The organism is Amycolatopsis pittospori, assembly GCF_013870525.1.
GTDB lineage: Bacteria > Actinomycetota > Actinomycetes > Mycobacteriales > Pseudonocardiaceae > Amycolatopsis > Amycolatopsis pittospori.
In genome coordinates this window covers 26,440-46,601 of record NZ_JACBXD010000053.1, presented here as the reverse complement: position 1 = coordinate 46,601, position 20,162 = coordinate 26,440, and the positions used below count along the sequence as shown (strand labels likewise).

At 67.2% G+C, this 20,162-nt stretch carries 20 protein-coding genes, 1 tRNA gene and 1 pseudogene; 7 read left to right on the top strand and 15 right to left on the bottom strand.

Annotated features, from left to right (window positions below; genetic code table 11):
- Positions 1-13: 13 nt before the first annotated feature.
- The 5 genes from grpE to H5J31_RS26380 all read right to left on the bottom strand — a co-directional run bounded on the left by grpE (position 14) and on the right by H5J31_RS26380 (position 5,699).
- The gene (gene grpE, locus H5J31_RS26400) at positions 14-775 is read right to left on the bottom strand and encodes a nucleotide exchange factor GrpE (protein ID WP_181775340.1); all 762 of its coding nucleotides are present in this window, start codon (positions 773-775) and stop codon (positions 14-16) included.
- Positions 772-2,649, bottom strand: coding sequence for a molecular chaperone DnaK (gene dnaK / locus H5J31_RS26395; protein ID WP_181775339.1), 1,878 nt, complete (start codon positions 2,647-2,649; stop codon positions 772-774). The genes grpE and dnaK overlap by 4 nt, the downstream gene beginning before the upstream one ends.
- Positions 2,650-2,814: 165 nt before the next feature.
- Complete coding sequence (locus H5J31_RS26390; protein ID WP_181775338.1) at positions 2,815-4,233, bottom strand: alpha/beta hydrolase; 1,419 nt, start codon at positions 4,231-4,233, stop codon at positions 2,815-2,817.
- A complete protein-coding gene (locus H5J31_RS26385) occupies positions 4,230-4,901 on the bottom strand; it encodes a DUF4097 family beta strand repeat-containing protein (RefSeq protein WP_181775337.1) in 672 nt (223 codons plus the stop codon). The genes H5J31_RS26390 and H5J31_RS26385 overlap by 4 nt, the downstream gene beginning before the upstream one ends.
- A 30-nt stretch (positions 4,902-4,931) precedes the next feature.
- A complete protein-coding gene (locus H5J31_RS26380; protein ID WP_181775336.1) occupies positions 4,932-5,699 on the bottom strand; it encodes a DUF4097 family beta strand repeat-containing protein in 768 nt (255 codons plus the stop codon).
- A gap of 161 nt (positions 5,700-5,860) precedes the next feature.
- Here H5J31_RS26380 and H5J31_RS26375 point away from each other — a divergent pair, with 161 nt between their 5' ends.
- Complete coding sequence (locus tag H5J31_RS26375; RefSeq protein ID WP_181775335.1) at positions 5,861-6,400, top strand: YbhB/YbcL family Raf kinase inhibitor-like protein; 540 nt, start codon at positions 5,861-5,863, stop codon at positions 6,398-6,400.
- 509 nt (positions 6,401-6,909) lie between these two features.
- Here H5J31_RS26375 and H5J31_RS26370 read toward each other — a convergent pair.
- Genes H5J31_RS26370 through H5J31_RS26360 form a run of 3 tightly spaced genes read right to left on the bottom strand, consistent with a single transcriptional unit; the run spans position 6,910 to position 8,254 of the window.
- On the bottom strand, positions 6,910-7,344 hold the full coding sequence (locus H5J31_RS26370; protein WP_181775334.1) for a GNAT family N-acetyltransferase: 435 nt from the start codon (positions 7,342-7,344) through the stop codon (positions 6,910-6,912).
- Between the two features lie 22 nt (positions 7,345-7,366).
- Positions 7,367-7,927, bottom strand: coding sequence for a TetR/AcrR family transcriptional regulator (locus tag H5J31_RS26365; protein WP_181775333.1), 561 nt, complete (start codon positions 7,925-7,927; stop codon positions 7,367-7,369).
- Positions 7,928-8,254 carry a DMT family transporter gene (locus H5J31_RS26360; protein ID WP_181775332.1) on the bottom strand — a complete coding sequence of 109 codons (327 nt, stop codon included), beginning with the start codon at positions 8,252-8,254 and terminating at the stop codon, positions 7,928-7,930.
- A gap of 153 nt (positions 8,255-8,407) precedes the next feature.
- On the opposite strand from H5J31_RS26360, the gene H5J31_RS26355 reads away from it, so the two are divergent.
- From H5J31_RS26355 to H5J31_RS26345, 3 genes are all read left to right on the top strand, one after another.
- Positions 8,408-10,702 carry a (Fe-S)-binding protein gene (locus H5J31_RS26355; RefSeq protein ID WP_181775331.1) on the top strand — a complete coding sequence of 765 codons (2,295 nt, stop codon included), beginning with the start codon at positions 8,408-8,410 and terminating at the stop codon, positions 10,700-10,702.
- A 191-nt stretch (positions 10,703-10,893) separates the two neighbouring features.
- On the top strand, positions 10,894-11,406 hold the full coding sequence (locus H5J31_RS26350) for a DUF742 domain-containing protein (RefSeq protein WP_181775330.1): 513 nt from the start codon (positions 10,894-10,896) through the stop codon (positions 11,404-11,406).
- A 30-nt stretch (positions 11,407-11,436) separates the two neighbouring features.
- Complete coding sequence (locus tag H5J31_RS26345) at positions 11,437-12,432, top strand: cation diffusion facilitator family transporter (protein WP_181775329.1); 996 nt, start codon at positions 11,437-11,439, stop codon at positions 12,430-12,432.
- On the opposite strand, the gene H5J31_RS26340 is transcribed toward H5J31_RS26345, so the two are convergent.
- Both H5J31_RS26340 and H5J31_RS26335 read right to left on the bottom strand, forming a co-directional pair.
- Entirely contained in the window at positions 12,426-13,118 is a 693-nt protein-coding gene (locus tag H5J31_RS26340) for a CAP domain-containing protein (protein WP_181775328.1), read from the bottom strand. The two genes, H5J31_RS26345 and H5J31_RS26340, sit on opposite strands and share 7 nt — an antisense overlap.
- A gap of 121 nt (positions 13,119-13,239) precedes the next feature.
- Complete coding sequence (locus tag H5J31_RS26335) at positions 13,240-13,701, bottom strand: MarR family winged helix-turn-helix transcriptional regulator (protein WP_181775327.1); 462 nt, start codon at positions 13,699-13,701, stop codon at positions 13,240-13,242.
- A 73-nt stretch (positions 13,702-13,774) separates the two neighbouring features.
- Here H5J31_RS26335 and H5J31_RS26330 point away from each other — a divergent pair, with 73 nt between their 5' ends.
- Positions 13,775-14,965 (top strand): FAD-dependent oxidoreductase, encoded by a 1,191-nt coding sequence (locus H5J31_RS26330; RefSeq protein WP_181775326.1) that lies wholly within the window; start codon positions 13,775-13,777, stop codon positions 14,963-14,965.
- 3 nt (positions 14,966-14,968) lie between these two features.
- Here H5J31_RS26330 and dcd read toward each other — a convergent pair whose 3' ends face one another.
- Positions 14,969-15,550 carry a dCTP deaminase gene (gene dcd, locus H5J31_RS26325; protein ID WP_016338162.1) on the bottom strand — a complete coding sequence of 194 codons (582 nt, stop codon included), beginning with the start codon at positions 15,548-15,550 and terminating at the stop codon, positions 14,969-14,971.
- Positions 15,551-15,563: 13 nt separating this feature from the next.
- Positions 15,564-16,769: an oxygenase MpaB family protein gene (locus H5J31_RS26320; RefSeq protein WP_181775325.1), complete on the bottom strand. Its 1,206-nt coding sequence runs from the start codon at positions 16,767-16,769 to the stop codon at positions 15,564-15,566.
- A 111-nt stretch (positions 16,770-16,880) separates the two neighbouring features.
- On the opposite strand from H5J31_RS26320, the gene H5J31_RS26315 reads away from it, so the two are divergent.
- A tRNA-Gly gene (locus H5J31_RS26315) sits at positions 16,881-16,951 on the top strand.
- Between the two features lie 94 nt (positions 16,952-17,045).
- Here H5J31_RS26315 and H5J31_RS26310 read toward each other — a convergent pair.
- From H5J31_RS26310 to H5J31_RS26300, 3 genes and pseudogenes are all read right to left on the bottom strand, one after another.
- Entirely contained in the window at positions 17,046-18,131 is a 1,086-nt protein-coding gene (locus H5J31_RS26310) for a tyrosine-type recombinase/integrase (protein ID WP_236005394.1), read from the bottom strand.
- A 94-nt stretch (positions 18,132-18,225) separates the two neighbouring features.
- The gene (locus H5J31_RS26305) at positions 18,226-18,444 is read right to left on the bottom strand and encodes an excisionase family DNA-binding protein (RefSeq protein ID WP_181775323.1); all 219 of its coding nucleotides are present in this window, start codon (positions 18,442-18,444) and stop codon (positions 18,226-18,228) included.
- A 19-nt stretch (positions 18,445-18,463) separates the two neighbouring features.
- Positions 18,464-19,138: pseudogene (locus H5J31_RS26300) on the bottom strand (replication initiator); the annotation flags it as partial.
- 226 nt (positions 19,139-19,364) lie between these two features.
- Between H5J31_RS26300 and H5J31_RS26295 the strand changes: the two are divergent.
- Positions 19,365-20,027 carry a YdcF family protein gene (locus tag H5J31_RS26295; protein WP_181775322.1) on the top strand — a complete coding sequence of 221 codons (663 nt, stop codon included), beginning with the start codon at positions 19,365-19,367 and terminating at the stop codon, positions 20,025-20,027.
- Positions 20,028-20,162 lie beyond the last annotated feature (135 nt).

Below are 20,162 nucleotides of genomic sequence, written 5' to 3'. Positions count from 1 at the left end.
GCCGTCTCGCCGATCAGCGGTTGTTCTCATCGAAGAGCTCGCCGTCGAGCGGCAGCTCGCCGCCCACGGGCGGGTCCACCGGGGTCTCCGCGGGTGCGGAGCCCGGCTCGTGATCGGTGACCCCGACCAGGGCGGCGCGCAGGACGCGCTCGCCGAAGCGGTAACCGCGGCGCATGACCGTGGTGACCGTCGGGCCCGCGACCTCCGGCGACGTGCTGTGCTGGACGGCCTCGTGCACGCTCGGGTCGAAGGGCTCGCCCTCGGTGCCGAACGGTTCCAGACCGGACCGCTGCAGGCTGCCGACCAGCTTCTCGCCGACCGCCTTGAAAGCGCCCGTCAGATCGCCGTGCTGCTCCGCGCGCTCGAGGTCGTCGAGCAGCGGGAGCAGGTCACCGACGACCGACGCCTTCGCGGCGGAGACGACCTGCTCGCGGTCGCGGTCCACGCGCTTGCGGTAGTTGGCGTACTCCGCCTGGAGACGCTGGAGGTCCGCGGTGCGTTCCGCCAGCTCCTTCTCCAGACCGGTGGCCACCGACACCGAATCGTCCACAATGGAGTCCCCGAGGCCGGGGCCCGCGTGGGTCGCGGGCTCGGCGGGGGCGGCCGGCGGGGCCGACTCTTCGGCGGGGGCGGCGTGCTTCGGGCCGTCCTGGGGTTCGGCGGCCGGGGCGGCCTGGCGGACCTCACCGGTCAGCGGATCGATCCGCCGCCGATCCCGCACGACCACCGGTTCCTCCGGGCCCCGGCCCGCGGTTTCGTCGTAGCGTTCGGTCACTTCTTGTCCTTCTCGTCCTCTTCGACGATCTCGGCGTCGACGACGTCGTCGGCCTTGTCCTGCGCACCGGTGCCCGCACCCGCGGTCCCGGTCGCGCCTTCACCGGCGGCCGCACCGTCGGCGGCCGAACCGGCCGCGTTGGCGTAGAGCGCGGTGCCCAGCTCCTGCGAAGCGGTGTTCAGCTTCTCGATGGACTCGCGGATCTTCGCCGAGTCGGTGCCCTTGAGCGACTCGTTGGCCTCGTCGATCGCGGTCTTGACCTTGCCCTTGAGGTCGTCGGGCAGCTTGTCCTCGTTGTCCTTGACGAACTTCTCCGTCTGGTAGACGAGGGTCTCCGCCTGGTTGCGGGTCTCCGCCTCCTCGCGGCGCTGCTTGTCCTCCTCGGCGTGCGCCTCGGCGTCCTTGACCATGCGCTCGATGTCGTCCTTCGGCAGCGCGGAGCCACCGGTGATCGTCATCGACTGCTCCTTGTTCGTGCCGAGGTCCTTCGCGAGGACGTGCACGATGCCGTTGGCGTCGATGTCGAAGGTGACCTCGATCTGCGGCACGCCACGCGGCGCGGGCGGGAGACCGGTCAGCTCGAACATGCCGAGCTTCTTGTTGTGCGCGGCGATCTCGCGCTCACCCTGGAACACCTGGATCTGCACCGACGGCTGGTTGTCGTCCGCGGTGGAGAAGATCTCCGAACGCTTGGTCGGGATCGTGGTGTTGCGCTCGATGAGCTTGGTGAACACGCCGCCCTTGGTCTCGATGCCCAGCGAAAGCGGGGTCACGTCGAGCAGCAGGACGTCCTTGACCTCGCCCTTGAGCACACCGGCCTGCAGCGCGGCGCCGACGGCGACGACCTCGTCCGGGTTGACGCCCTTGTTGGGCTCGCGGCCGCCGGTCAGCTCCTTGACCAGGTCCGACACGGCGGGCATCCGGGTGGAACCACCGACGAGCACGACGTGGTCGATGTCGCCGACCGCCACACCGGCGTCACGGATGACGTTGTTGAACGGCTTGCGGGTGCGCTCGAGCAGGTCCGAGGTGATCTTCTGGAACTCGGCGCGGGAAAGCTGCTCGTCGAGGAACAGCGGGTTCTTGTCCGCGTCCACGGTGATGTACGGCAGGTTGATACCCGCGGAGTTCGAGCTCGACAGCTCGATCTTCGCCTTCTCGGCGGCCTCACGGATGCGCTGGAGCGCCATCTTGTCCTTGGTGAGGTCGATGCCGTTGGACGACTTGAACTTGTCGACCAGCCAGGTGACGATGCGCTCGTCCCAGTCGTCACCACCGAGGTGGTTGTCGCCGGAGGTCGCGCGGACCTCGACGACGCCCTCGCCGATCTCCAGCAGCGAGACGTCGAACGTGCCGCCACCGAGGTCGAAGACCAGGATGGTCTGTTCCTTCTCGCCCTTGTCGAGGCCGTACGCCAGCGCGGCCGCGGTGGGCTCGTTGACGATGCGGAGCACGTTCAGGCCGGCGATCTGCCCGGCCTCCTTGGTGGCCTGCCGCTGCGCGTCCTCGAAGTAGGCGGGGACGGTGATGACCGCGTCGGTGATGGTCTCGCCCAGGTACGCCTCGGCGTCGCGCTTGAGCTTCATCAGCACCCGCGCGCTGATCTCCTGCGAGGTGTACGCCTTGCCGTCGATCTCGGTCTTCCAGTCGGTACCGACGTGCCGCTTGACCGACCGGATGGTGCGGTCGACGTTCGTCACGGCCTGGTTCTTCGCCGGCTGACCGGTCAGCACTTCGCCGTTCTTGGCGAAGGCGACGATGGACGGGGTGGTGCGTGAACCTTCCGAGTTGGCGATGACCGTCGGCTCGCCGCCCTCAAGGACGGCGACGACCGAGTTGGTCGTGCCGAGGTCGATGCCGACCGCTCGCGCCATGGTGTCTTCCTCCTGCTATTCGTGACCTGCACGTTCTGCCCCACCTTGAGTGGGGTCCACGCAAGTTCTATCGGGATGGTGCGGCTTCCGTCAAGCTGGACTTGAGCCGCCTGCACTCAACCTTGTACCCGGGTCAACGAGCGACCCGGGGTTCTTGTTCCCGGGTCATCGGCAGACCGTGCCCGGAGTGGGTGTGACCCCGCTCACCAGGTACTTCACCTCTTGGGTGCGCACGCAGGCCGAGTTGAGCAGCCCGGTGTGCCCGTAGCCGGCGTCGACCAGCAACGCCGAGTTCTCGATGTTCCGCGCGAGCCCCTTCGCCCACACCAGCGGCGTCGCCGGATCGTGTTCGCCACCGACCACGAGGATCGGTGCCGCGCCGCGGACCTTCTGCGGCCGAGGCGGGTACGCCGGGGCGACGGGCCAGCCCGCGCAGCCGCTCGCGATGTCCCAGAACTCCGAGTACCGCCAGCTGTGCGGGGCGACGGCCTTGACCAGCCCCTGCATCACCCTCATGTCGGCGTACCCGGTGAAGGCGGGACCGAAGTCGTGGCAGCCGATCGCGCGGTACGCGCCGTACGACGGGTCCAGCTGCGAGTAGGGCAGCAGTCCCGAAGCGTCCGGCTTCTCCGCCGTCGCGGCCGAGACGGCCTTGCTCAGCTCCGGCCAGAACATCGGCAGGATGATCGAGCCGTACAAGCCGGCCGCCATCTCTTCGGCCGTCACGTTCCGCCCGAGTTCCTTCGACGGGACTCCGCCCGGAGTCGCCATCAGGTCGTCGTAGGTCGCGAGGACGTCCTTGCCGCGAAGCGCGCACTCGTCCGACGTCGTGCACCACTTGGCGAAGTCCCGGAGAGCGCCTTCGGTCGCGATGGCCTCGTCGAGGATCGCCTTCCGTGTCGGCACCGAGTGGTCGATGGCGCCGTCGAGCACCATCGTGCGGATGCGCTTCGGATACTTCTCCGCGTATACGGCGCCGAGTTCGGAACCGTAGGAGACGCCGAGCCAGTTGACCTTCGGCTCACCCAGCGCGGCCCGGATCGACTCGATGTCGTCGGCCGCGTTCCAGGTGTCCATCCGGGACAGTTCCGGACCGGTCCGCTTGAGGCACTCCGCACCCGACACGCGGTTGTACGCGAGGAACCGGTCGTACTCCGCGCGACTGCGCGGGAAACGGCTGATCGCCGGATCGTGGAAGTCCGGTCCGCAGGTGATCGCCGGCTTGCTGTCCCCGACGCCGCGCGGGTCGAATCCGATGACGTCGAACCGCTGCCGCACCTCGGCCATTTCCGGCCTGTCCAAAGCGAAACCGCGACCGCCGTACTTGAGCACGGTGACCCCGGCACCGCCCGGACCGCCCGGGTTCGTCAGCAGGGAGCCGATCCGGCGCGCGGGATCGGTCGCGGGCAGCTTCGCCAACGCGATCGAGATCGTGCCGTTCACCTGGAGGCTCGCACATTCCAGCGTCGGCGCGTACTCGGTCGCGCACGGTTTCCAGTCGATCCGCGGCGCGGCGGAGGCCGGCAGCGCGGAAAGCGGCAGGAGGGTCAGCGCGGTGACCGCGGCGAGCGCCTTCGTCCTCATGCGGGCCGGACCGTGACGGAGCCGGTGCCGGACTTGAGGTCCAGGACGTTCGGTGAGGCCTGGTCCTGCCGCACGCCGACGGTCTCGACCGTGCCGACCTCGGCGTTCGCGCGGACCTGGTACGCGCCGTCGGGCACCGTGACGGTGACCTTCCCGACCTCGGCGTTCGCGGTCACGGCGCCGGGCTTCGCCAGGCCGACCTCGATGTCGCCGGTACCGGTGCTCAACCGCACGGGACCGGACGAGCTCTGGACCTTGAGGTCGCCGACGTCGCCGTGCAGATCGACCGAAGCCGCGCGGGTCAGCGTGATCTTGCCGGTGCCGATGCCGCCGGAGATCGCCAGTTCACGCGGGACCACGACCTCGTAATCCACGCCGCACTGGCTACAGCCGCCGAGGACCAGCGTGCCGTTCTCGACACTGTGCGTCTTGCCGGGATTCCGCCCGGTGTAAGTGACTTCGCGACGCAACGAAACCGGTGCGCCGTCTTCGACCCGGAGCGTGACCCCGCCGACCGGGACGTCGACCCGGACGGCGGTGATCTGCTCGGTGACGGGCTCGCCGTCCTTCAGCGTCTCGCGGCCTTCGCCCGCGCAGCCGACGATCCCGAAGGCCGTCAGCGCGCCGAGTGCGAGCGCGCCGAGGACGCGCTTCTCCTTGTTCCCCATGAGAAAGTGTTTCCCCCGATTGAAATCGCGTCAGGCCGCGTTGACCTTGACGCTTCCGCTGTCGGTGTTGAGATCGAGTTTGTACTGGGCCGAACCGGACTGGTTCACGTCGATGTCACGGCTGCCGCTGTCGGTGGTGCCGCTGACGTTGTAGTCGCCCCGCGGGACGGTGAGTTCGATCGAGCCGCTGTCGCTCCGTGCGGTGACATTGGCCGTCTTGACCAGTTCGAGCTCGATGCGGCCGCTGTCGGCGTGCACGTTCACGTCGCCGCCGAGCCGCTCGCCCTTGACCGAACCGGAACTCGCGTCGACGGTGGCGGTCTGGCCGATGTTCTTGAGCTCGACACGACCGGAGTCGGCCTTGACCTTCACCGTGCCAGGGACGTCTCGCACGTCGACACGACCGGAGTCGACCGTGATATCCACAGTGGACACTCCGGCGATCTCGACGGACCCGGAGTCGACCCGGCCCGTGACCGGGATGCCCGCCGGGACGACCACGTCGTAGTCGACCTCGCAGTTGCTCCCGCAGCCGGTGAGGACCAGGGTGTCGCCTTCCACACGGTAGGCGTCGCCCGGCTTGTTCCAGCGGTAGGAGAACTCCTGGCGGACCTTCACCGTGCCTTCGCCCGTGCGGATCTTGACCGCGCCCTCGTCGTTGTCGACGCGGACGCTCTTGATCGACTGGGTCACCTCGGCGGTCGCCTCCGCGTCGGACGGCCACCACCAGCCGAGGCCGGTGAGGACACCGACGCCGATCAAGGCGATGCCTCCGATTGCGAGGAGTGGGCGCGCCATGGTCTTGAGTCCCTCCAGAGCAGGTTTTCGTGTGTCTCGACGCTAAGGCCAGCGCGGCGGGCTGAACATAGGGGTAACCCCCGGGTTCGTCCCTGAACCCGCGCCGGGGTTCTCGGGGTCTTAACCTGGCGGGGTCACCGGTTCCACGACCAGGAGGATGCATGCCGCAGGCACCCGATCCCTACGATTTCCTGCCCGATCTGCCTGCCTTCACCTTGAGCAGCACCGACATCGAGGAAGGCGGCTTCCTGCCGACGCCCCAGCTGTCGGGGATCTTCGGCGCGGGCGGCGAAGACCGTTCCCCGCAGTTGTCCTGGGAAGGCTTCCCCGCCGAGACCAAGAGTTTCGCCGTCACCTGCTACGACCCGGACGCCCCGACCGCGAGCGGTTTCTGGCACTGGGCGGTCTTCGATATCCCCGCTTCGGTGACCGCGCTCGCGGCGAACGCGGGCGACGAAGCCGGCTCAGGTCTTCCGGCGGGCGCCGTCACCCTGAAGGGGGACGGAGGTGTGAAGCAGTTCCTCGGCGCCGCCCCGCCTCCCGGGCACGGGCCGCACCGCTACATCTTCACGGTGCACGCCGTCGACGTCGAGAAGCTCGAAGTCGGCGAAGACGCTACGCCGGCCTTCCTCGGCTTCAATCTCTTCAGCCACGCGATCGCGCGGGCTTCGCTGACCGCCCTGCACGAGAACAAGGGCTGAGCGACTTTCCGTGATGCCGGAGGGTCGTGAGTGTTTTGGGTCGTTCTAACGACCCTTACCACTCACGAGCCCCCTGACCGACTACGGCGCGGCGCCCTGGCCACCCGCGCTGCTGGTGCACGTTGACGACCCATAAGTCCGTGAAGGCCTCCTTGCCTACTTTCAGGGTAGGTAAGGAGGCCTTCACGGACCGGACCTACGACCCACCGCAGCCAGAACCCAATGGGTACCTCAGACCCGGTTGGCTCTCACCGCCTTCACCACACGACCAAGCCGGGCCGGGTCGGTGCTTTCGCGTGACTGGGTGGACGGCACATGTGATCCGACGGACGACGCCCGTGATCAGACGGACGACACTCGGTGACGTCCGTCCAGTCACGCTTGCCGTCCGTCCAGTCACGTGTGGCGTCCGTCCAGTCACGCCAACCCGCCCGACCGTAGGTACCTACGACCCGGTTGGCCCTAACGACCCAAAACACTCACGACCCCTTCACGGACTTCTGGCCGCTCTAGACCTGGCCGTTGGCGCGCCCTCGCTCCATGTACTGCCCCTCCGGCGGGTCGCCGAACCCGAACGGCCGGTACATCCCGTGCGCGTCGGCGGTGTGCAGCATCCACCGGAACTCGGCACCCGGCCCGTTGTCGATCATCTCCCGGACCAGTTCCTTGCCGAGCCCCGTGCCGCGCGCGTCCTCGACGACGAAGACGTCCGCGAGATACGCGCTGCCGACGGTGTCCGAGAACGCCCGCGCGAAGCCGACCAGACGGCCGCTCGAAGCCTCGTACGCGCCTACGACGCGCCACGCGTTCTCGATGACCTTCTCGACCGTTTCCCGGTCACGCCATTTGCCCCAGTAGGCGCCGGTGGAGAGGAACTTCCACACCGCGTCGAGGTCCACCCTCGCCGGATCGTCGTCCAGTTCATAAGCACCGACAGTCCTCATGATCCGAAAGCTACCCGGCTGGTCAACGGGGTTTCAGCAGGTAATCCACCACCGGCCGCAACTCCTCCGCCGAGGGCGGTTCGTCGTCGATGAGCCCCTGGATCAGCAGGCCGTCGATCCCGGCGAGGAACACCCGGAACGCGACCTCGTCGTCGTGCCGGACCATCGAGGTGAGCACGTCCAGCCAGCGCCGCGCGGCGGGCCGCAGCTCAGGTTTCCGCGCGGCCAGCAGGTACAGCTCGTACTCCGCCATCGTCCGGCCGCGCCGCGGGCCCAGCGCCTGCGCGAGCAGGCCGGCGACCTCTTCGGCGCCGCGGCTGCCGCGTGAACGCGCGCGGTCGATCATCCAGTAGACCTCGGTCGCCATATCCCTCGCGCACGAGATGAGGGTCGCGATCAGCAGGTCGTCGAGGCTGGAGAAGTGGTACGTCGTCGAAGCCGTCGGCACGCCCGCCTCGGTGGCGACCGTCCGGTGCGTGACCCCGGCGACGCCGTCCCGCTCGATCACCCGCAACGCGGCCGCGATGATCTCCTCGCGCCGCTTCTCGCCCCGGGCCTTCCGGCCGTCGACCTGGATCTTCACTTAGTGCGCGCTCCCTGCCTCGATCAACACGACACCGCCGATCACCAGCGCCAGCCCGCCGATGACGGCGAGGTTGACCGGTTCCTTGAAGAACACGATGCCGACGATCGCGACCAGCGCGACACCGGCCGCGGCCCAGATCGCGTACGCGACGCTCACCGGCACGCCGGCCTTCAGAACGTACGCGAGCGCGACGAACGCGACGGCGTAGCCGACGACCACGGCGATCGACGGCCCCACCTTGCTGAAGCCCTCGGAAAGTTTCAAAGAGACCGTGGCGGTCACCTCTGCGGCGATGGCCAAAGCGAGGAGAAGGTACGCACCCATGTCACAAAAACTACCTGGACGATCGTCTTAAAACAAAGAGAGGTGTACACCACATCGGTGGGACTTGGGCGCGGTCAGTGGGTTACCCATCAGTAAGAAGCATTAGTCTGCCCGAACCACCACACGCTTCACTCGGACGAAAGGCACCCGACGATGGGCGCTGTACAGCTGACGCTCGGCGGGATCGCGGTCCTCCTGGGCATCGTCGCCTGGGGGATGTTCGCCGCGACCATCGCGCGCTTCGTGCGCGTGATCCGGCTCGGGCAGCCCGACTCGACCCGCAACGGCCCGTTCGCGGCGCGCATGAAGACCCTGATCAAGGAATTCGCGGCGCACACCCGCATGAACAAGGTCAAGAGCGTCGGCCCGGCGCACTGGCTGGTCATGTGGGGCTTCCTGATCGGATCGCTGGCCCTGTTCGAGGCCTACGGCGAGGTCTTCGTCCCGACCTGGGGCTGGCCCATCCTCGACGACTGGTCGCTGTTCCAGCTGCTCATGGAGCTGCTCGGCGTCGGCACCATCGTCGGCATCCTGGTGCTGATCTGGATCCGCCAGAAGAACCACCCGCGCCGCGCGGACCGGCAGTCCCGCTTCCAGGGCTCCAACTTCAAGTGGGCGTACTTCATCGAGGCCGTCGTGCTCATCGAGGGCATCGGCATCATCGGTGTCCGCGCCGCGAAGTCCGCGCTGAACGTCCACGAGACCCCGGTCTGGGCCGCGTTCGTCTCGCACCCGATCGGTGAGCTGCTGCCCGCCAGCCCGAACCTGGTCTCGGTATTCGCGTTCGTCAAGCTGATGAGCGCCACCATCTGGCTGTTCGTCATCGCGCGCACGATGACCATGGGGATCGCCTGGCACCGGTTCAGCGCCTTCTTCAACATCTACTTCAAGCGCGAGGCCGACGGCGGCGTCGCGCTGGGCGCGCTCAAGCCGATGATGAGCAACGGCAAGGTGCTCGACCTCGAAGAGGCGGACCCGGACGAAGACACCTTCGGCGTCGGCAAGGTCGAGGACTTCAGCTGGAAGGGCTGGCTGGACTTCTCCACCTGCACCGAATGCGGTCGCTGCCAGTCGCAGTGCCCCGCGTGGAACACGGGCAAGCCACTCTCGCCGAAGCTGCTCATCACGCAGCTTCGCGACCACGCCTACGCGAAGGCGCCGTACCTGCTCGCGGGCGGCAAGCGCGACATGGCGGGCGACGAGGTCGGCCTCTCCGGAGACAACATGTACGCGGGCATCGACGTCCTCGCGATCGCCGAGTCCCAGAAGGCGCTCATCGGCGACGACGGCGGCGTCATCGACCCAGACGTGCTGTGGTCCTGCACCTCCTGCGGCGCCTGCGTCGAGCAGTGCCCGGTGGACATCGAGCACGTCGACCACATCGTCGACATGCGCCGCTACCAGGTGATGATCGAGTCCTCGTTCCCCAGCGAGCTCAACGGGATGTTCAAGAACCTGGAGAACAAGGGCAACCCGTGGGGCCAGAACGCCAAGGACCGGCTCGCCTGGACCGAGGACCTCGACTTCGAGGTGCCGGTGTTCGACGGCGACCTCGGCGACACCGAGTACCTCTTCTGGGTCGGCTGTGCCGGCGCGTTCGAGGACCGCGCGAAGAAGACCACGCGGGCCGTCGCGGAACTGCTGCACATCGCGGGCGTGAAGTACACGGTGCTCGGCTCGGAGGAGTCCTGCACCGGTGACCCGGCCCGCCGCGCGGGTAACGAGTTCCTGTTCCAGATGCTGGCGCAGCAGAACGTCGAGATCCTGAACTCGGTGTTCGAGGGCCGCGAACGCAAGGCACGCAAGGTGGTCGTCACCTGTGCGCACTGCTTCAACACCCTCGCGAACGAGTACCCGGAGCTGGGCGGCCAGTTCGACGTCGTGCACCACACCCAGCTGCTCAACCGCTTGGTTCGGGAGAAGCACCTGACCCCGGTGGCGCCGGTCGCCGAGGACGTCACCTACCACGACCCGTGCTACCTGGGCCGCCACAACAAGGTCTACGACGCTCCGCGTGAGCTCGTCGGGGCCACCGGCGCGACGCTGCGGGAGATGCCGCGGCACGGCGACCGCTCGATGTGCTGCGGCGCCGGCGGCGCGCGGATGTGGATGGAAGAGAAGATCGGCAAGCGGATCAACGTCGAGCGCGTGGACGAGGCGCTCGGCACCGCGCCGTCGAAGATCGCGACCGGCTGCCCGTTCTGCAAGGTGATGCTCAACGACGGTCTCACCGCCCGCCAGAGCGACGGACAGGCGAGCGAGAAGGTCGAGATCGTCGACGTCGCGCAGCTGCTCCTGACGGCCGTCAAGCGCAAGCCGGAGCCACAGCTGGTCCCGGCGGGCGCGCCGTCGCTCGACGCCGTCTCAGATGCTGAACTCGACGACAAGGCCGAAGCACCGGCCGACGAAACGACCGCCGGAACCACTCTTCCGGAGGAAGACAAGTAGAACGTCGAGCTCGGAGGGAACATTCTCTCGCACATAATGCGAGAGAATGTTCCCTCGCGTTTTATCTGAAGTCCGACCTTTCCTTCCCTTACCCGTTCGGCGGTACACGGCAACGATAAGCTGGCGTTTCCTCGTTGCCGTTGTCGTCCGCGAGGTTCCTTTCGCGACGAAGAAATGGGGCGAGGAAATCAATGGGCAACCGGCACGAACTCCGTCCGGGCAAGGAACACCGCCTCGCGATGCCGGGCTCGTCGACTCTTCGTCCGTCCACCCGGCTCCCTTCGGCCGCGGCGCTCGCCCGAATGGCTCAGGAAGCGACCATCCCCAGCATCCCGGCCGCCCGGCGTCCGCCGCGCCAGCAGCAGAAACGCACGCGCGTCCGCCCGTACGTCCGCACGGGCGGACGCACGCAATCCAAGCGGAACTTCGCCATCGAAGCGATGATCTCGGTCCGCAATGACGCCCCCTGGAGCGCGCCGGGGTTCAGCGTGGAATTCCATTCCGTCCGGTCACTGTGCCGCCGTCCGACTTCGGTCGCCGAAGTCGCCGCCTCGTTAAGTGTTCCGCTCGGCGTTGCAAAGGTCCTTTTGGGTGACATGGCCGAACTCGGTTTGGTTACCGTTCATGAAACGCAGGCTGAATTCGATGGTCATCCGGCACTCGCGTTGATGGAACGCGTCCTGCAGGGTTTGCGTCGTCTGTGAGATCGGCGCACTCGCACTACGCTACGCAACGTGAGTGAAGAACCCGGTGGCGAAAGCACCCTGACCGTAGTGCTGGCGGGCGGGGTCAACCTCGCCATCGCGGTGCTGAAACTGATCGCCGGGATCATCACCGGCTCCGGCGCGATGCTCTCCGAGGCCGCGCACTCGGTGGCCGACACGATCACCGAAGTCCTCCTGTTGACCGCGCTGAAACGCTCGGACCGGCCCGCCGACCGCGTGCACCCCTTCGGGTACGGCAAGGAGCGGTACTTCTGGTCGCTGCTGGCGGCGGTGTCGATCTTCGCCTCGGGCGCGATGTTCGCGCTCTACGAAGGCTTTTCGACGGTGTTCGGCGAAGCGACCGAGCAGACCGATCCGATCGTCGGCTACATCGTCCTCGCGATCGCCTTCGTGCTCGAGTCGGTCTCGTGGCTCCAGGCCGTACGGCAGGTGCGGCGCGACGCCGCCGAATCGGGTCAGAAGATCTCGGTCTACCTGCGGATGATCGACGACCCGGCACCGAAGACGGTGCTGTTCGAGGACTCCGCGGCGCTGATCGGCCTGCTGCTGGCCTTCGCCGGGATCGGCCTGCACCAGCTCACCGGTTCGCACGTCTGGGACGGCGCGGCGTCGATCGCGATCGGCATCCTGCTGGCGCTGGTCGCCTACGTGCTCGGGCGCACCAACCGGGGCCTGCTCATCGGCAGGCAGGCGGATCCGAGGCTGGTCCGCGGCGTGCGGGACCACCTGGTGGGCGCACCCGAGATCGAGGCCGTCGTCGACCTGCAGACCATGCTGATGGGCACCGATCAGGTGCTCGTGTGCACCCGCGTCGACTTCGACGATGCGCTGGGCGCCGCGGACGTCGAAGGCGCCTGCGTCCGGCTGGCGGCCGAACTGACGCAGGCGTTCGGCGATGTCACCGAGGTGTTCATCGAACCGGTCCCGCGAACGGATCCCGAGCTACGCGCCGCGGTACTGGCCCGCTACGGCGACATCGCCGAACGATGGGAAAAGGGTCAGTAGCCGAAGTTCTGGGTCCAGTACATGCCCTTGGTGTTCAGGCCCACGCCGATCTTCGTCAGCTTGCAGTTGAGGATGTTCGCGCGGTGCCCTTCGGAGTTCATCCACGCGTCCATCACCTTGGCGGCCGATGACTGACCCTTGGCGATGTTCTCCGCACCCGGCTTGCTGTAGCCGGCGGCCCGGATGCGCTGGTCGAACGTGACGCCCTCCGGAGTGGTGTGCGAGAAGTAGTTCCGGGCCGACATGTCGTCGCTGTGCCCCTGCGCCGCGGCCGCGAGGCGCGATTCGTTGCTCACCGGCGAGCAGCCGGCGTCGGCGCGCTCGGAGTTGACCAGCGCGATGACCTGCCCGGCGACCGAGTTGTCCGTGGAACGAGGCGGTTCCGGGTTCTTGCTCGGGGCGGGCTTGGGGGCATCCGACGTCTGAGCGGGCGGCTCAGCCGGGGCGGAAGACGAGCTGGGCGGGGCGGAGGAGGAAGTGGGGGCCACCGAGGACGACGTCGGGGCTGCCGAACCGGGAGCGGTGTCCCCGGGCGCCGGAGAGGTCGTCTGGCCGAAGTAGGCGGGAGGCTTCGCGAGTGCCTCGCCGGACTTGCCCTTGGTGTCGGGCACGCTCAACGACAGGTTGCTCAGTGCCGTTCCCTGGAACCGGTCGGTCACCATCAGGTAGCTCGCGCTGGCGATCACACCACCCAGCAGAAAGCTGAGCGTGACAAGAAGTAACCGGTTTCTTGCTCTTTTGGGGGACACGAGGCCGAAAACTATCACGAACTGGTTACGGCAATACCCCCGAAAGTAGTAATACCGGTCAGCGGTCTGTGATGCGACCTGTGGAGTCGTGCGTAATCGCCGCGGCGTCCTCCAAGAAGCGGATCACCGTCCCGAGCTCACTGTCCGTGTACTTCTCGCAGGCCTCGCGGACCGACTTCACCAGGTGATCCCACAGCGGGGCGGCGCCGGCCGTCATCGCCCCGTCGATCTCGATGAGCACCTTCCGCCGGTCTTCGGGATGCGGTTTCCGCACGACGACACCCTTGCCCACGAGCCTGTCGATGAGCGCGGTGATCGACGCCGGCGCGAGCCCCGAGAGCCGCGACAGATCCTTCGGCGTCTGAGGGCCGAGGCGAGCGAGGTAGTCGGTCACCTTGCTCTCGACGGCCGAAAGCCCCCTCTGCTCGGCGATCGCCGTATGGAACATGACCGTCTCGGTCGACAGCGCCCGCGACCCACTGAGGACCCGCCCGACCAGCTCCGCTCGCTCACTTGACACATCGGCCAGCCTAACGGAGTCTTTAGTTCGACAGAACGAATTAGTTTCTAAGAGATTCGATGGGATGAAGGACATGGCGAAGGTACTGATCGCCGGCGGGGGTATCGCGGGCACGATCACGGCGATCGCACTGCACGAGACGGGGCACGAGGCGGTGATCCACGAGGCGTACGACCGGACCGCTGAGGGCGTCGGCGCGTTCCTGACGCTCGCGGTGAACGGACTCGGCGCACTGGAGCCACTGGGACTGAAAGGCCTGGTCAAGAACCTGGGATTCGACACCCCGAGGATCAAGATGCACCTCGGGAACGGCCGCGAACTGGCCGACTTCGCGCTGGGCGGGATGCTGGCCGACGGAACCACGAGCCAGACCGTCCTGCGCTCGGACCTCTACGTCGGCCTACGCGACGAGGCCGTCAGACGCGGCATCGAAGTCCGCTATGGCAAACGTTTGGCAGACGCGCGCGAGACCGCTTCGGGTGTACTCGCGACGTTCGAGGACGGTTCGTCGTCCGAAGGCGATCTGCTGGTCGGCGCGGACGGACTCCGCTCGCGGGTGCGGCGGATCATCGACCCGCAGGCACCGTCACCGCGCTACGTTCCGCTGCTGAACACCGGTGGGCTGGCCGAGGGCGTACGCCTGGACGATGAGCCCGGCGTCCTGCACATGACCTTCGGCAAGCGGCTGTTCTTCGCGCACGTCGTCCATCCGGACGGCCGCGTCTGGTGGTTCGCGAACGTCCCCCGGAAGCAGGATCCGTCGCAAACGGAGCTCGCCACGATGACCGGCGACGCCTGGCGCGGGGAGCTGATCCGGCAACTGGCCGTGGACCGCACCCCGGCCGTCGACATCGTGCGCGCGACCCGGGAGATCTACCGGCCTTGGGCGACGTACGACTTCCCGAGCGTCCCGACCTGGCGGACGGACAAGATGGTGATCATCGGCGACGCCGCGCACGCGACCTCACCGGCCGCGGGCCAAGGCGCGGCGATGGCCATCGAAGACGCCGTCACCCTGGCGCGATGCCTGCGCGACGTGCCCTCGATCCCGAAGGCACTCGCCACCTACGAAGGCCTCCGGCGCAAGCGCGTCGAAGCCGTCGTCGAGCGCGGCAAGCGCAACGGCGACGCGAAGGCGGTCGGACCCGTCGGACGGGTGATCCGGGACTTCTTCATCACGCGGGCGTTCAAGAACCCGCCGCAGGAGGACCCGAACGCCTTCATGTGGCAGCACCGGATCGAGTGGGAAGCGCCGGTGGGTTAACGCTTACCGCCAGGTGTCGACGCGGTGGAAGTTCTTGTACGCGCGACTCGGGGTCGGTCCCCGCTGCCCCTGGTAGCGCGAGCCGGCCTCGTTCGAGCCGTACGGGAACTCCGCGGCGCTCGACAGGCGGAAGATGCAGAGCTGCCCGATCTTCATCCCCGGCCAGAGCGTGATCGGCAGGTTGGCGACGTTCGACAGCTCCAGCGTGATGTGGCCGGAGAAGCCGGGGTCGATGAAGCCCGCGGTGGAGTGCGTGAGCAGGCCGAGGCGGCCGAGGGAGGACTTGCCCTCCAGGCGGCCGGCGAGGTCGTCGGCGAGCGTGACGGTCTCGTAGGTGGAGCCGAGCACGAACTCCCCGGGGTGGAGGACGAAGGGGTCTTCGCCTTCCTTCTCGACCAGCGAGGTCAGCTCGTCCTGCTGGAGCTGCGGGTCGATATGCGTGTACTTACTGTTGTCGAACACGCGGAAGAAGCGGTCGAGGCGCACGTCGATGCTCGACGGCTGGACCATCGTCGGGTCGAACGGGTCGACGCCGAGACGGCCGGCGTCGAGCTCTTTACGGAGGTCACGGTCGCTGAGGAGCACGCGATCAGCGTAGTCAAGCTGCCTTCATGTGCCTGCCGTAGGTCGGGTCGAGCCCGAAGACCTTGGTGACCTGCCGGATGTAGTGGCGCCGCCCGGCCGCGCCGATCCGCTCCTGGAGCGCCGTCGCGCCGGGCACCAGCCGCCGGACCGTCTCGGCGGCGAAGTTGACGCCCGCCACCGCGACCACGGCCGCCTGCGCGATCGGATCGTCGGGCAGCTCCAGGAAGTCGGCGTTCGACTTACCGAGCAGCAGCCTGCTGATCGACCCGTGCGCCGCGACAGAGACGTGCGAAAGGACCTTGCCCACCGCGCCCCGGCCCTCGCCGATCGCGGCGTGGGACTTCATCAGGGCCCTGGCGAGCCGCTTGGAGTCGTCGTCCGGAATGAACTCGGTGGCCGCGAGCAGCCACAGCAGACGCCACGCATCGTCCTCGCCGGCGGGCAACAACTCCTCGTCGACCCCCATCAACCAACCGACGTAACGCCACAGATGCAGGATGTCGGCGCGCTCGCGGTCGGTGTAGCGGAGCCCGAGCAACTGCGTGCCGAAGACGTAGACGAGGGAGAAGAGCAGGAGCGTGCCCGCGGTCTGGACCTGGTTGACCGGCTTGTCCCAAGCGGCGTAATCCCAGTCCTTGCGGCGATTCATGGCCGCGCGGACATGCGCGTGCACCACGCGCACCTGCAACGCGGAGGCATACCCGCGCTCACCCTGCGCGAGAGCACCCGGCGTCGTCACGTGGATCCACCAGGTCGCGGTCTCGACCAGCCGCCGCGCCGCCTTGTACTCGATCTCACCGGTACCGACGAGGGACTTCGTCGCGCGCGAAGCGAGATAGCCACCCATCAGCGAGACGTCGCCGAGCGGGAAGAGGCCGAGCAACCCGGCACGCGTGATCGCCCGCGCACCGCGTTCCAAACGATCCTGATCGACCCAGTACGGCGTCGCCTCGACGTTGCGGAAGAAGGCTTCGAGCGCCTCCGGCGGATCCTCGACGCTGTCGATGCCTTGCCGCATCGCCTGTTCGAACTTGCCCTGGCCGCCACTTCGCAGCAAGGGCACCAGCACGTCGGCCGCCGGATCCTCCTGCTGCGCGAACCCCCGCAGCCGCGCGACCTGACTCTCGTCACCCCGGATGTCACCCTCGATGAACAACTTCGACGCGACCCGGAACCCGCCCTGGCGGAACAACTCGGGGTCGGGCAGCCTCTCGCCCATCCGGCTCACCTCCGACGTAGACAACAAGTGTTGTCACTCTTGTCGACGACGTCAAGGATGGGGTGGGTCTTGGCAAGGAGAGATCCGGACCATGTATGCTGGCCGAGCACTGCGGATGTAGTTCAATGGTAGAACATCAGCTTCCCAAGCTGAATACGCGGGTTCGATTCCCGTCATCCGCTCTCACGCGAAAGCCCCAGGTCAGTGGATGTCCACTGTGGACCTGGGGCTTTCGCTTTGTCTGCCCATCGGCTCACGCGTGCCATTAACGTGCCATTAGCCGACCGGGACCGGCTGGCCGTCCCGATCTTCGTCGTCGTCCGGAGTCGCGCCCTTGCGGTGGCGGTCGACGAGCTTGGACAACCGGTCCGCGATCTGCGCGTCGGCCTCACTCGTCGCCCGCTGGTAAATGAGCGCCGCCCGCATGTCGTCGTGCCCCATGCGCGCCATCAGATCCTTGGTCGACGTGCCCGCCTTCGAGGCCCAGATGTTCCCGGCGTGCCGTAGGTCGTGGAAGTGCAACCCCTTCAAGCCCATCTTCTCCACGACCTCGACCCACTTCGTCCGCTGACTGAAGTTCGGCCGACGTACCGCGTTCCCACCTCGCTCACCGGTGAAGAGGAGCGCATCTTGCTCGGGCTTGACCCAGGTCTCCAGGTGGCGGAGAAGATCAGGCCGGACCGCCGCCGGAATGATCAGCGTCCGGACACCCGCCCTCGACTTGGGCGGCCCGACGATGAGCCCGCGACCGGGAACTTCGACCATCGCGCGCGACACCCGGACCCAGCCCGCGTCTTCGGCGACGTCGCACCGGCGCAGTGCGGTCACCTCACCCCATCGCAGCGAGCCGAACGCGGCGAGGAGCACCAAGGCGCGGAAGCGCTCCGGCATCCGGCTGGCCAGGTCGAACACTTGGGCCACGGTGATCACCGGGCGTTCGTCCGGATTCTCGCGATCGGCACCGCGGACTCGGCACGGGTTACGAGGCAAGATCTTGTCCTCATCCACCGCCGTGTTCAGGATCGCCCGCAGCAGCCGGTACGCCTTGGCCGTCACCGACTCCGAGACACCAGACCCCAGGCGGTCCGCGCGCCAGTGACGGATGACCGCCGTCGACAGCTTGCCTAACTCGACCCCGCCGAGATTAGGCGCGATGTGCTTACGCAGCAACCACTTGTACAGCTCGACCGTTCGCGGGCGAAGCCCAGGTCGTTGGGTGATCCACTGGTCCGCGTAGTCGCCGAGCGTGCGCTTTGCCCGCTCCGGGTCGATCCACTCGCCCTGTGTGATCTGCGTTTCCGTCAACGACAGCCAGCGTTCAGCGGCCCGCTTCGTGTCGAAGGTGTCAGGCGCTGGCCGCATGATTCCGTCAGGTGCGGGATAGCGAGCCTGCCACCGCTTGGACGGAAGTTGCCGAACAGTCCCGAAACCGCGATGCCCACGCTTGTTCGCCATCTCAGGCCGCCCGTCCCAGGTCACGGCGGACCGATGCGCGCGTGATCGGCTCTACCCGCCCTGCCTGCATGAAGCTCTCCAGATCCCCGAGAGCCAGACGGACATGAACTCCCGCCTTGTGAAAGGCGATCCGACGTTCGGCGATCAGTCGACGTACGAAGCGAACGCCGGTGTTGAGGTAGACGGCCGCCTCTTCGACCGTCAGATACTTGGCTTCCATGTGTTCCCTCCCCCAGTTCCTAAGCAGCCACACCCTGAGTTGCCGAAAGATCTGGCGGACTCTGCGCGGCGAGTAGCGCCCTGTCGTACTCGGCTTTCCACGTGATCCGTTCCGAGATCGCGTGCATCACCAGGTGGTCCCGAGGAGGCACGTTCGCGTCGCCGGAGTCGACCTTGCGCCAGACCAGCCGAGCCGGGTCCGGTGCGGGTTTCTCGATCCCGACCGCCGCCAGCGCTTCCAGGACGAAGGCTTTCCGGTCGGCCTTGTGGTCGACGAGCGTCTTCCCCGACCACTTCCGCGACACCAGCACCCGCCGACCGGACAGGCCGAGCGTGGTCCGCCGATGAGCCCTTCCTTTGCAGTGCCCTGGTGTGGTCTTTCCGTTGGCGCCCTTGGGGTTGATCCCGTAGAGCAGCCACACCGCGCACCGAGGCGAGCAGGGGGTCACGGACAGCTCCGCGTGCAACCGGTCGTGATGGTCCTTCTGCCGCGTGGTGTCGGCCTCGACCACCTCGCCGGTCGACTTGGTGAGGTACTTGGTCAGGTAGCCGATGTGCCGCCCGGCTTCCTCTGAGCCGCCGAGGATGCCCTTGGAGTGCACCTGGCGGCCGAAGGTGACGACGTGTGCCGGGTCTTCCACGGCTTCGACCGCGTCGTCCCAGTCGGTCAGTGGCTCGCGGGTGTCGGGGTCGACGAGCTACTACCGGCCTGCCGATGTCGAAGGCACCCCCATCGTCGACCCGACCCCCGGTCCGGCGGGACGAGGCGGCGGGTTCCTGGTCCTCACCTTGCAAGGCCTTGAGCCGGACACCATGACCGAGAGATGGCCGCGTTGTCGAATTCGCACGTGGCGTGCACGCCGCAAGCCGGTTCTCCTGGACCTACACTTTCAAGATCCCCGACTGACCCCGGAGACCCAGATGCCCGAGCGTTCGACCACCCTGCCGGACGACCTCCGCGCCGACGTCCAGACGCTCTGGGACTACCACGACATGCACCACGAACTCCGGCCCGCCAACGTCGGGATCGGACTTGGCAGTCACGATCTCGGGGTCGCGACCTTCACCGCGGAACTGTTCCACGCCGGGATGTTCCCGCTCATCGTCTTCACTGGGGCCAACGCGCCGACGACTGTCGAACGGTTTCCGCGCGGCGAGGCGGTGCACTACCGCGAACATGCGCTTGAGCTGGGCGTGCCGGATGACGCCATCCTGGTCGAGCCCGAGGCACGGAACACAGGGGACAACATCACACTCACCCGAAAGCTGCTGGAGTCACGCGGCATCGAAGTCGGGTCAGTCGTCCTCATCTCACGGCCGTACCAGCAGCGACGCGCCTATGCGACCTGCAAGAAGCTGTGGCCCGACGTCGACGTCATCTGCGCTTCGCGGCCACTCCCTCTGGACGAGTACATCGAGAGCATCGGCGACGTGGACCGCGTCATCAACATGCTGGTCGGCGACACCCAACGCATCACCGCCTACGCCGAACGCGGGTTTGCCATCCAACAGAAGATTCCTAACTACGTAGTTGACGCGTACGACTGCCTGGTGCAATCAGGATTCGCAGAACGCCTCCTCTGACAGCGACGCATTCCAAGAATTCCTAGTTGATCCGCACTGGAACGCTCGTCGGATGCCGGTCGCATGGCTAGCGACCGCAACCTGGCAACCACATGACCATTGGACTGTTCAAACGAAGACGTCCTCCAGATGACT

Coding starts and splice junctions, on each gene's coding strand:
- H5J31_RS26375 (WP_181775335.1), top strand. CDS start 5,861: ATGCCGCAGGCACCCGATCCCTACGATTTCCTGCCCGATCTGCCTGCC.
- H5J31_RS26305 (WP_181775323.1), bottom strand. CDS start 18,444: ATGGAAGCCAAGTATCTGACGGTCGAAGAGGCGGCCGTCTACCTCAAC.
- H5J31_RS26385 (WP_181775337.1), bottom strand. CDS start 4,901: ATGGGGAACAAGGAGAAGCGCGTCCTCGGCGCGCTCGCACTCGGCGCG.
- H5J31_RS26370 (WP_181775334.1), bottom strand. CDS start 7,344: ATGAGGACTGTCGGTGCTTATGAACTGGACGACGATCCGGCGAGGGTG.
- H5J31_RS26320 (WP_181775325.1), bottom strand. CDS start 16,769: ATGGGCGAGAGGCTGCCCGACCCCGAGTTGTTCCGCCAGGGCGGGTTC.
- H5J31_RS26295 (WP_181775322.1), top strand. CDS start 19,365: ATGCCCGAGCGTTCGACCACCCTGCCGGACGACCTCCGCGCCGACGTC.
- H5J31_RS26390 (WP_181775338.1), bottom strand. CDS start 4,233: ATGAGGACGAAGGCGCTCGCCGCGGTCACCGCGCTGACCCTCCTGCCG.
- H5J31_RS26350 (WP_181775330.1), top strand. CDS start 10,894: ATGGGCAACCGGCACGAACTCCGTCCGGGCAAGGAACACCGCCTCGCG.
- H5J31_RS26330 (WP_181775326.1), top strand. CDS start 13,775: ATGGCGAAGGTACTGATCGCCGGCGGGGGTATCGCGGGCACGATCACG.
- H5J31_RS26310 (WP_236005394.1), bottom strand. CDS start 18,131: ATGCGGCCAGCGCCTGACACCTTCGACACGAAGCGGGCCGCTGAACGC.
- H5J31_RS26360 (WP_181775332.1), bottom strand. CDS start 8,254: ATGGGTGCGTACCTTCTCCTCGCTTTGGCCATCGCCGCAGAGGTGACC.
- H5J31_RS26355 (WP_181775331.1), top strand. CDS start 8,408: ATGGGCGCTGTACAGCTGACGCTCGGCGGGATCGCGGTCCTCCTGGGC.
- dnaK (WP_181775339.1), bottom strand. CDS start 2,649: ATGGCGCGAGCGGTCGGCATCGACCTCGGCACGACCAACTCGGTCGTC.
- H5J31_RS26380 (WP_181775336.1), bottom strand. CDS start 5,699: ATGGCGCGCCCACTCCTCGCAATCGGAGGCATCGCCTTGATCGGCGTC.